Annotated in this window: 9 protein-coding genes; all 9 read right to left on the bottom strand. The window is 43.6% G+C overall.

Annotation, left to right across the window (positions count from 1 at the left end):
- Nucleotides 1-15: 15 nt before the first annotated feature.
- From DWW96_RS08670 to DWW96_RS08630, 9 genes are read right to left on the bottom strand one after another with little or no spacing between them, the layout of a single operon-like run.
- Nucleotides 16-2088 (bottom strand): DNA topoisomerase 3, encoded by a 2073-nt coding sequence (locus tag DWW96_RS08670; RefSeq protein ID WP_008688070.1) that lies wholly within the window; start codon nucleotides 2086-2088, stop codon nucleotides 16-18.
- On the bottom strand, nucleotides 2089-3501 hold the full coding sequence (locus DWW96_RS08665) for a DUF4366 domain-containing protein (RefSeq protein WP_347496339.1): 1413 nt from the start codon (nucleotides 3499-3501) through the stop codon (nucleotides 2089-2091).
- Nucleotides 3473-3775 carry a DUF4315 family protein gene (locus DWW96_RS08660; RefSeq protein ID WP_008688068.1) on the bottom strand — a complete coding sequence of 101 codons (303 nt, stop codon included), beginning with the start codon at nucleotides 3773-3775 and terminating at the stop codon, nucleotides 3473-3475. The genes DWW96_RS08665 and DWW96_RS08660 overlap by 29 nt, the downstream gene beginning before the upstream one ends.
- Before the next feature lie 42 nt (nucleotides 3776-3817).
- Complete coding sequence (locus tag DWW96_RS08655; RefSeq protein WP_347496340.1) at nucleotides 3818-6589, bottom strand: peptidoglycan DD-metalloendopeptidase family protein; 2772 nt, start codon at nucleotides 6587-6589, stop codon at nucleotides 3818-3820.
- 48 nt (nucleotides 6590-6637) lie between these two features.
- Entirely contained in the window at nucleotides 6638-6748 is a 111-nt protein-coding gene (locus DWW96_RS08650) for a hypothetical protein (RefSeq protein WP_008688066.1), read from the bottom strand.
- A 16-nt stretch (nucleotides 6749-6764) separates the two neighbouring features.
- A complete protein-coding gene (locus tag DWW96_RS08645; protein WP_181988213.1) occupies nucleotides 6765-9221 on the bottom strand; it encodes a VirB4-like conjugal transfer ATPase, CD1110 family in 2457 nt (818 codons plus the stop codon).
- Nucleotides 9103-9567, bottom strand: a complete 465-nt coding sequence (locus DWW96_RS08640; RefSeq protein ID WP_024720790.1) for a PrgI family protein — start codon at nucleotides 9565-9567, stop codon at nucleotides 9103-9105. Before DWW96_RS08640 ends, DWW96_RS08645 begins: the two co-directional genes overlap by 119 nt.
- Nucleotides 9568-9590: 23 nt before the next feature.
- Nucleotides 9591-10460 (bottom strand): VirB6/TrbL-like conjugal transfer protein, CD1112 family, encoded by an 870-nt coding sequence (locus DWW96_RS08635; RefSeq protein WP_055057307.1) that lies wholly within the window; start codon nucleotides 10458-10460, stop codon nucleotides 9591-9593.
- Between the two features lie 12 nt (nucleotides 10461-10472).
- On the bottom strand, nucleotides 10473-10688 hold the full coding sequence (locus tag DWW96_RS08630; protein ID WP_017144663.1) for a Maff2 family mobile element protein: 216 nt from the start codon (nucleotides 10686-10688) through the stop codon (nucleotides 10473-10475).
- Nucleotides 10689-10789: the final 101 nt, after the last annotated feature.

The raw sequence follows: 10789 nt of genomic DNA, 5'->3' as shown, positions 1-10789 counted from the left end.
CCTGCCATACACTACTTATCGTTGTGGGAAAATCAGATTGAACTGCACATTCCCCTCGCCGGGATCAACCATTTCCACAGTTGCTTCATACTGTCTCCCTGTTTTTCTGGATACCAGATCTTTATAATGGATTTTTCCTTTAGACAGGAACTTCTTTGCTGCCGCCTTATCCATCTTTTTTCCCTGGCTTGCAAGGAATTTATCATTCTTCCACAAGGTAAAAGCACAGTTCCGATCAGAACAGTAAAAGTTTACTTTTCCTTCCCTGACATCAGCTCCACAACGGGGACATTTGCCAATGACTTCTCCTTTTGCTTTTCCCTGAAACTGCTCTTTCTTTTCTTCTGAAATACCCTGATATCTGGCAACCAGTTCCTGCATCAGCTCTGTAATCCCATTTAGGAATTCATCTGCTGTCTCTGTATTCTGGGCAATGTGATTCAATGCCATTTCCCACTCTGCTGTCATCTTCGGAGATTTAATCTCATCCGGCAGAACCGTAATCAGCACATTGCCATCATCTGTCGGCACCAGATTTTTCTTTTCCCTTTTCACAAAACCAGACTGAATCAGTTTTTCAATGATTGCTGCCCTTGTTGCCGGAGTACCAAGTCCTTTCTTTTCCGTATCTTCGGTCAGTTCTTCATTTCCTGCACGTTCCATCGCAGAAAGCAGGGTATCTTCTGTGTACTGTTTCGGTGGCTGTGTAAAATGCTCCGATACAAAAGAATCACAAGGACCGTAATGCTTGCCTGCCCAGATATCCAGCTCCGGCTCTTCTTTCTCACTCTTTACGCCAAAGAACTGTTTCATTTTATTTTCGATTGCCTTGAATCCTTCCTGCTTTGTTTTCTTTGCCGTGAGATAAAACGTATGATAATTACAGGTAATCTGACATTTATGGCTCTCATAAATATAAGGATCTGCGGTTGCTGTCAGTACCCTGGCACTGATCAGATACAAAATCTTGCGGTTTCGCTCTTTCAGTTCACCAATATCTGCTTTGGCTACTTCCATGGTTGGGATAATCGCATGGTGATCAGATACTTTCTTTGAATTTAATACCTTACTCACGTCCGGCTGATATTCCAGGCCTTCAGCATAAGGCATTTCCCCAAGTAACATCTGAATCAGAGTTTCTGTGCTTTCTCCCATCTCATCTGTCAGATACTGGCTGTCTGTTCTCGGATAAGTGACAAGCTTCTGCTCATACATCTCCTGCACGGCATCCAGCGTCTGCTGTGCGGTATAGCCAAACATTCTGTTTGCTTCCCTCTGAAGAGTGGTCAGATCATAGAGTTTTGGAGGGCGTACCGTCTTCTCTTTCACATCATCCTTTTCCACTTCGCACATACGCTCCCGACAGTCTGCAACCACTTTATCTGCATCCTCTTTTTTCTGAAAATGCTCTGTGACTGCATCCATATCATCAAACTTGATATGAGCCATATAATATTTTTCTTTGGTAAATTCCTTGATCTTCTGATTTCGATCCACGATCATGGCAAGCGTTGGTGTCTGCACTCTTCCGACTTTCAGATTCTGGTTATACAGAACGGAAAAAAGACGGCTCGCATTGATTCCCACCAGCCAGTCTGCCTTTGCCCTGCAAAGTGCTGACTGATAGAGACTGTCATAACACGAACCGTCTTTTAATGACGCAAATCCATCTTTAATTGCCTGTTCTTCCATGGAAGAAATCCAGAGCCGCTTCATCGGCTTTTTGCATCCTGCCTGCTCATACACCAGACGAAAGATTAACTCTCCTTCACGTCCTGCATCAGTAGCACAGATCACTTCATCTACATTGGAATCTCTCATCAGTTTTTTCAAGATTCCATACTGCTTCTTTGTTCCATCCAAAACCTTGTGTCTCCAGCATTCCGGCACAATCGGCAGATCTTCATATCTCCATTTTTTATATTTTTCATCGTATTCCGATGCATCGCATAATCCAACCAGATGTCCTACGCACCAGGAAACGATATAACCGTTTCCCTCCACGTAGCCATCTTTTCTTGTTCTGGCTCCAAGCACGGAAGCCAGTGCCATCGCAACCGATGGCTTTTCTGCAATCACTAATTTCATTTACTCCTGCTCCTCTTCTTCATCTTCTAGTACATCATCATTGAAATCTTCATCTCTCAGAATTTCCGGTTCTGCACTTTCTTCCTGCTCATCTGCATCGTCTACTTCCCGTTTTTCTGACTCTGAATCTTCGGATTCATCTTCATCCTCTTCCATCTCATCCTCGTCATCATATTCATGCTTTGGTTTATAGACTTTGAAGTAATATCCCCCTGCCGTAGCTCCGACTGCAACCAGTGCGATCAAAAGATAGGTTCCAAATGGACTTTTATCTTCTGGCATCTGAATGTCATCCTCTACCTTATCTTTCTCGGATGACTCTGTCGTTTCCGGTTTTTCTTCCTCTGCTTTTTTCTCTGGTTCTGCATAAACCGTATCCACTTCCGGAAGTGTCACTGAATCAGAAAGTGTGAAGTTCATCAGATCTTTCTCACTGACTTCGGTAAGGAAATACACATTATCCTGAGATTTTGAATTGTCGATGATCAGATAGAAAATCTTACCACTCTTCGTTGAAATGGTATAAAACTCTTTTGTGCCTTCCGTAGCTGTTTTTGTAACGGATTCTGCCGTCTCGCCTTCTTTATTAAGCTGTTCCTCAATACCTGTCACTGTCCGATCATCCACGGTTCCTTTTGCATCTGTCGGCTCAGAAGCCTGTGCATCCTGTGGAAGCGGAGAAGTCGTTGTTTTTTCAGTCCCCGTTGCATCTGCACTGGTCGTAGTTGCCATTGCACCATTGCTGACACTGGAAGATTTCTGTTTTTCTGCCTGCTTCTTTGCCCATTCATAATAAGGATTCTGCAACACATACTTTTCAGAAGTATTTCCAGCTCCGTCTGTTACCGTAATCTCAATCTGTTTTGTAGTAAAATCTTTCTGTGTCAGTTGCACTCTCAGCATTCCATCCTTCAAGTCTGTATAAGTGGTGCCATTGACTGTTACCGCAGTAATCCCGGATACTGTATCATTCCCCTGAATCGTCAGCACACCATCTGTCAGAGAAGCAGAAAGTGTCGGCTTTTCCGTGTCATAACACTTAATAGAGCGATTCTGCTCATAGACCTTTCCCTCACCATCTGTCACACGCACATACACTGTCTGATTTCCAGTGATCGTGATACTTCCGCTTCCGGTTACATCCTGCCAGCTTCCATCTTTTCCTGCTTTTGCTTCCATCTTTGCTATTGAGAAACCTTCCGGCATATGGCTGGCATCTACCGTAACAGCAATGGTTGTTTCTCCCTGTTTCCAGCCATCCGGTTTCTCAATCGTAATCGCAGGTGTGGTATTCTCAGCTGCATAAGCAGTCTGTGTCTGGAGCAAAGGTGTTGTCAGGCAAAGAAATGTCGTTGCTGCAAGCAAGCCCTTTTTTACCCTGCTTTTAGTAATTGTTCTCTTCTTCTGTTTCATTTTTTCCAGATTCATCATCGGCTTTTGTTTCCTCCTTCTGTATTTCCACCCTGCCGGGCAGTTCATTTTTCATTCTCTTTTTGAAAGCTTCCAATTCCGGAATACTCATATCCATTGCACGGATAATTCTTACAATTTCCAGATTTTCCGCTTCTGTTTTTGCAATCTCCGCAGCCTTGAACCGCTTTAAGTCTGCTTCATATCTGGCTTTGGATGCTTCCATTTTTTCCTTGGCTTTCTCATAATCCGCCGTTGCTTTTTCAAGACTTTTCATCGCTTCTCCTTTCCGGACGGCTGATGCAGCCGCCCTTTTTTCTTACCATCGTCCAAATCCATAGAAATGGCTCTGCCAGTATGGTGAATTGATGGACGTGTACTGCACCGGATGACCGCAATGGATCATCTGACCATTGCCTACATAGATTCCAATGTGCGTTACCGGAACTCCTGCATCATAAGTGCCTGTAAAAAAGATCAGATCTCCCGGCTGTGCTTCTGACTGAGATACCGGCGTGCAGATGTCATACAGTCCCTGTGCAGTCAATCTTCCTGTATTCCTTACACCAGAGTTTGTCAGGCAGTAACTTACAAATCCAGAACAGTCAAATCCACTTGGAGAATATCCACCCCACACATACGGTGTTCCTAGATATCTCGCTGCTTCGTTCAACAAACGCTGTGCCGCTTCACTGGTGTATTCATTGCCGCCAAAGCCTGCCCCTTCTCCAGTTTCCAGATAAAAGATCGGGTTTAAGCGCTCTCCATTTTTCAGAAGTTCAATATGAAGATGGCTTCCTGTAGAATTTCCAGTATTTCCTACAAGACCAATCTCATCACCTTTCGTGACGGATACACCTGCAGATACACTCCGGCTGCTTAAATGTGCATACCGCAGTTCATAGCCTTTACTGTCCTTGATCACAACATAATTGCCATAGCTGTCGTTATAAGCAGAAGTTGTAACCGTTCCGGTCAGCCCTGCCATTACTTTTGTTCCCTCCGGCGCTCCGATATCCATACCATTATGAAGCTGATTTGCTCCTGAAATTGGATGAATCCGATATCCATAATAACTTGTCACACTGGAATACCAGTTAAAATCAACCGGTGTCGCAAACATCTGTAAATTACCTTTCGTATCGTTATAGGCACTGAACAGTTCTTTCTGGAAAAATCCCAGCCTGTCCTGACAGATCGACATCAGATTTCCGCTGTTTAAGGTGACATTCAGCACATCTACATCTCTTGTCCTGGTCACTTCCACTTCCTGGCTTCCATTATCATCTGCCAGATAGCATTCCCAGGTCTTATGACCATGTGCGGATGCTGCCGCATGACTGTCATAATAGACATCAAACTGTACACCGTATCTTGCGAAAGCTCCGGTATCTTCTACCGTATATTCGACACCATTCATGACCACCTTTGTTCCCATTGGAACAAACGGATTGGAAGCATCTACTGCTAAGGTATGATTGGCTGTTGGATATGCTCCACTGGCAGTCGGTCCTCCACTCCAAATACCACAACAGATTGGACAGTTACAATATCCGCTTGTTACAACCTGTCCCAACGATTCTCCAACTCTTACTGTTGCTGTCTCTGTCACAGTTTCATTGACTGCTTCAGTAGTCAGATGATATTGCTCTGCAAACAATGCATCCAGTTCAGGCTTGACCTGTTCAAAAGTAAACTCCTCATACTTTGCTGACAGATAACTGATTAGGATAAACGGATCATGCTCAATAGGTCCGATGTTATATCGGTATTCCTCATGTCCCGGTTCTTCAGACTCCATGTTGTTAATCCGCTCCTGCAGATTAGCTTCCAGCTGTGTATAATACAGTTCCGCTTCCCGGATTGCTTGATCCGATGACAGATAACTGGTTCCCGTGTAAGTGATCACATTTTGTAAAAACACTGCAGAGCATGACGTGACATTCGTTATAATCAGAAACATCAATCCGATCAGAACTGCCACACTGATATACACCTTCCGGTTTTCTTTAAAGAAGTTGGTGACTTTGCCGCCAATCTTCTTGATATAATCAATCGTACCTTTTGTAGCTGTACCTACGGTCTGTTCACTTCGCTTTGCTTTGGCATAATCCCGTTTGATCTGTTGCTTCTGAATCTGTTTTTTTAGCTTCTTCTGCTCCTGACGGGCTGCCGCCTGTGTCTGTTTCTCTGCCTGTCTCTCCAGTCTGCTTCTCTTTCTGGAAGCCCTCTGTTTCCTTCGTCTGGCACTTCTCTGTTCCAGCCGGTAAATACCTTCGCAGCCTTCTTCCAACTTATGGGCACCTTCTACTGCCGCATTATCGTCTTCATTTTTACTGATCTCACGGTGCAATGCTGCGGAAGTTGCACTTCCTGCTTTCTTAACAACAAAAGCTTTTTCTGTTTTCACAGATTCCCCTTCGCCAAACTTCAGGCGGGATTTCTTCTTTCCAGAACCCTCTCCTTCATTTGCCTGATAAACCTGTGCCTTCTTGGAATGCTGCTTTGCTTCCTTTTTCTTTCTTGCTTCCTCATAAGAAAACTTTTTGGCTTTTTCCTTCTGTTTCTGATGACGGAAATTGACTCCATCCGTATCCATCTGGTTCAATTTCTCCATATCTTTGTCATTTTTCACAGAAGCACCAGTCTCTTCATAAGCAAATTTCAGACGCTGTTTCTGCTTTGGTTTCTTACTTCCACCATTCTTCTTACTCCGGCTGTCTCCTCTGTTTTCTGAAAGATCCGCACGTTTTTCTTTCAGTCTCCCTGACTGGCTGGCTTCGGATTTTTCCGCAAATCTTGATTCTTTTCTGTTCTCAGCACGGATTCTTTTCCGGTTTTGTTGCTTTCTATTTTGTCCAAAATCCTCACTTTGGTTCTCCGTTCGCATCAGTTCCGGTGCATCCCTGGATTTTTGCACAGAGGGACGGATATTTTTCCCACTCCGCTTAGACTGGCGGGGAGACTTATCCACAAGGTTTTCTGCTTTTTCCCCCTGTTTTATTCCCATCTGCACATCACTGGCACGGTTACTGACACGAACAGAAGATTTATCCGTCAGGTTTTCTTCCACCAGACCATCTTTGGTCATCTTCTGGACCTTCTTATCCCTGACTTTCATTCTCTGTTCTGCCACTGATTACTCCTCCTTCTTCGGATACCCTTTCCCTGCCTGTAATAAACAGAGAAAAGCGATGCCAAATACAGCACCGCCACTAAAAGTTAATACATATGAAATTGCTCGTAACATTGTCTTCTCCTTTGATTTAACCTGCTTCGGAAGTTTCCTCCAAGCGGGTTGTCATGATTTTATAGAGGGAATTCTTCGGGAATCTGTCTACAAATGGGATAATGACATTTCCATAGAACAAAAGTCCTTCCCCCTCATTACTGTTGGTTACATAGGACAGCTGGGTTGGTGAGATATTCAGCTGTTTTGCAAGAATCTGCCTGTCTCCGGAAGCCTGGTTCAGCATATAAATAAAATCTGAATTTTCAAATATATTCTCTATCTCCCTGGAAGACAACAAATCCTTAATATTCTGGGTGATACCAGTTGGAATACCACCCCATTTACGAAATCTCTTCCAGATTTCCACACTATAAGCTGCAGTCTGCTCTTCCTTCAAAAGAAGATGGAACTCATCCACATAGTATCTGGTGGACTTATGGGCAGAACGGTTCATCGTTACCCTGTTCCAGACCTGATCCTGGATTACGAGCATCCCAATCTTTTTCAGCTGTTTGCCAAGTTCTTTGATGTCAAAGCAGACAATACGGTTATTGATATCCACGTTCGTCTGATGGTTAAATACATTCAAAGAACCTGTAACATAGATTTCCAATGAAGTGGCCAGTCGCTGTGCTTCTGGCTCTTCCTGTTTTCTCAGAAGGTTGTATAAGTCCTCCAGGATTGGCATCTTCTCCGGTATTGGATCGGCAAGGTATTCCTGATATACTAACCGAACACAACGGTCAATAATCGTTTTTTCTACCGGCTCCAGTCCATTCTTTCCGCCAACAATCAACTCACACAGAGATAAAATAAAATCTGCTTTTAATGACAGCGGATTGTCTTCCTCGGAATAATTCAGGTTCAGATCCATCGGATTGATATACTGGTCAGATACCGGTGAAACCCGAACCACCTGTCCATGCAGCGCCTGCACAAGTGCCGAATACTCGGCTTCTGGATCGCAGACAATGATATCGTCTTCCGTAATCAGAAAACAGTTCGTAATTTCCCTCTTTGCTGAAAATGACTTACCAGAACCTGGTGTACCAAGAATCAGTCCATTTGGGTTCTTCAGGCGTTTCCGATCAACCATGATCATGTTATTGGATAACGCATTCAATCCATAATAAAGAGCTTCCCCTTCCTGAAACAGTTCCTGTGTCGTAAATGGCACAAAGATTGCGGTTGATGATGTGGTAAGCCCTCTCTGAATTTCAATTCGATTGACTCCAAGCGGAATGCAGGACATGAGTGCTGCTTCCTGCTGATAATCCAGCTGTTTTAAGGAACAGTTATATTTCTGTGCGATTCCCTGTACCTGGAAAATATTATTCTCCAGCTTCTGCCGCTTCTTTGCGGTATTCATAACCAGAACCGTCACAAGGAACATTCGCTCATTTCTGGACTGCAGATCTTCCAGCAGGTTTTTCGCCTCTTCTCCATAGGTTACAAGGTCCGATGGAAGCACGTCCATATCATAACCGGAACGTACTGCCCGCTTCTGCTCTTCAATCTTCATCTTATCCAGATCTGAAATCTTGCTCTTGATCATCTTAATCGCAGAACTCTGGTCAATGGACTGGATATGAATGTTGACATTGATGCTGTCATCCACATCCAGGAAATCTGCAAGCATCCGGTCTGTCAGCTCCGGTGCAAGAATCTGCAGGTAACTTACACTTCCCATCGTTCTTCCCATCAAAAATGTCTGATTCTTGGAAAAGTTAAAGGAAGTCGGTGCAATAAAATCTTTGGTTTTTAATCCGGTTTCCGGCAGCATCTTATACTGGAACTTAAATGGTTCGATCCGATCCTGGTTGAACACATGATACAGAATCTCAAGCCTTTCCAGTCCATTCAAGGAATGTGCCTGTGCTCCCAGAACCTTAAAGTTGTTTAAGATATCTGTTTCGATTCTTTCAAGTCTTGGTCTTGCTACCTTCAGACTTTCTGCTTCGATTCCAAAAGTGATATACTTCGTCTTTACCAGACCATTATTTCCCTTGGAAAGCTGATTTTTCAGCATAGTACGGTACTCTTCACGAATGGCATTAAAGTCATCCGTCTGATCCGGAATATCAATGCTTTTTTCAAATTCTGCCACATCCACCTGCTGATTGATGAAGGACAGCTGCACACTAATGGAAGAATCAAAGTAATTTAAGAAATCACAGTAATTCTCAAATATCGTGGTCTTATCCTCGTTTAAAGCAAGCTGATAATTGATGTCGTAAAACTGAATCGTCTTGGAGAAAAAGGTCTTTGTCACCTGGCAGATACCATCCTGCAACATCCGAATATACGGAATACTCTGCTGTGCAGTTGTAGGAATGCTTTTCTGTTTCCTGCGGTCCCGTTCCTGTTTCTTCTTACGCTTTTCCTGTTCTCTTTCTTTTCTGCTTTTTTTGTTTCTTCTTTCCTGACGGTTTCTTTTTTCCGCCAGGGACAGACGCTCCTGCTGAGTCTCCTGCTTTGTCTTTTTTGCCATCCGGCACACCCTCCTTTTTTACAAGGGTGGAAATCTCCTGATAAAAATTTTCTGTCTTATATGGTCTTACTGCCGGACAGATAAACTTCTGTCGAATAATATTTGCCACCACTTTTTCAAAGGGAAGTCCGTCTTTTTCATACATTGCCATGAAGAAAAACGGAAGCATGATCGTTACCATCAAAATGGCAGCAATACTGGAACCGATTGGTTTTCTCATGAACAGATAAAACGGAATTCCCACAACTGCGGCAAGTGAAAAGAAAATCAGCTGCCGCTTTGTCAGATTTAATGCTACTTTTGTTTTGACCTTGGTAAGGTCTTTTGGTACTGGTACATACGCCATGGTATGCGCTCCTTTCCTGCCCGTTAGTGGGCATTGAATATCGATTTGCTAAGGCTTCCGGTCTTGAATAATGAAAATGCAAGAATCACGGTATAAGCCGCTACTGAAAACATTGCTGCATGAAGGTCACTGGATATGGTCATTGCATTTACTAAAACTGCATAAATTCCCACACAGACCATCATGAAGAATCCCTGAAATGCCAGTGCGAACAAGCCTTTTAAATAGTTGTTTCCGATATTGCCCCATTCCTTATTGGTCATGGTGGCAAACGGAATTGGTGCTATGGAAGTATAAAGGTAAATTTCTATCATTCTTCCGTACAAAATAACGGTTATGATGATTGACAGAATCCGCATGGTAATACTGATCAGCAGCGTTTCCATGGATAGCAGGAACAAATCCCCTAACTCCATATCCTCCAGGGCATCCACAATTCGTGTAATTGCTTCTGTTGCATCCACCGCAGTGTTTCCTGATATCACCCCGGCGGCATTATTGACCACATGTTGGCCAACGTCAAAGACCGCCATCGTGATATTGAACGTATTTGTCACCAGATAAATGGCTACATACGCTTTGAAGATCCAGAGGAAAATGTTATAAGTCTCAAATTCATGGAAATTGTTTTTTTGTGTTACCATCGTGATCAATTCATAGCACAGGACAAAGGTGATGATCAGTCCCGCAATGGGGACGATCACCGTTTGGGATATATTCTGAATCAGATTAAAAATCCCTGCATTCCACCCCTGCGGTGTCTGTCCCACCTGCCCGGCTATGGTTCCCACCTGCTCATTGACAGACGTGAACATGTTATCCAAACATGACTTGATAAGTCCGATCAGGATATCCTTTATCGCTTCCGTAATTCTCTCAATGATGGTGTTCATCTACCACTCCTCTTAAGAGAACAATGTTGCCAGCTGTGGAATCAGGGTAGTTCCCAGCAGCATGATTCCGGCACCAGCCATCAGCTGTTTGATGCCCTGGCTCTTAGCGCCGGGATTGTCATTTCCATATCCTTCCAGAAGGTTTACGACACCCCACACACCAAGACCTGCGCCGATTGCGACTACAAGAGTTTTTAAAGTTGTAATTGCACTGCTAAAAAATGCCATATATTCATAAACCAAAACTGACTTCTTTCAGGTGTTTACGGGAATGAAAAAACACCGACTAAAAAGCCGGCGCACCTAATGTCAGTTATTCCTTTCCTCAT

Origin of the sequence: Eubacterium sp. AF17-7, from assembly GCF_003461285.1 — a bacterium.
Lineage (GTDB): Bacteria > Bacillota > Clostridia > Lachnospirales > Lachnospiraceae > Eubacterium_U > Eubacterium_U album.
The sequence above is the reverse complement of the archived record's forward strand: the minus strand, read 5'-3'. Positions and strand labels throughout refer to the sequence as shown.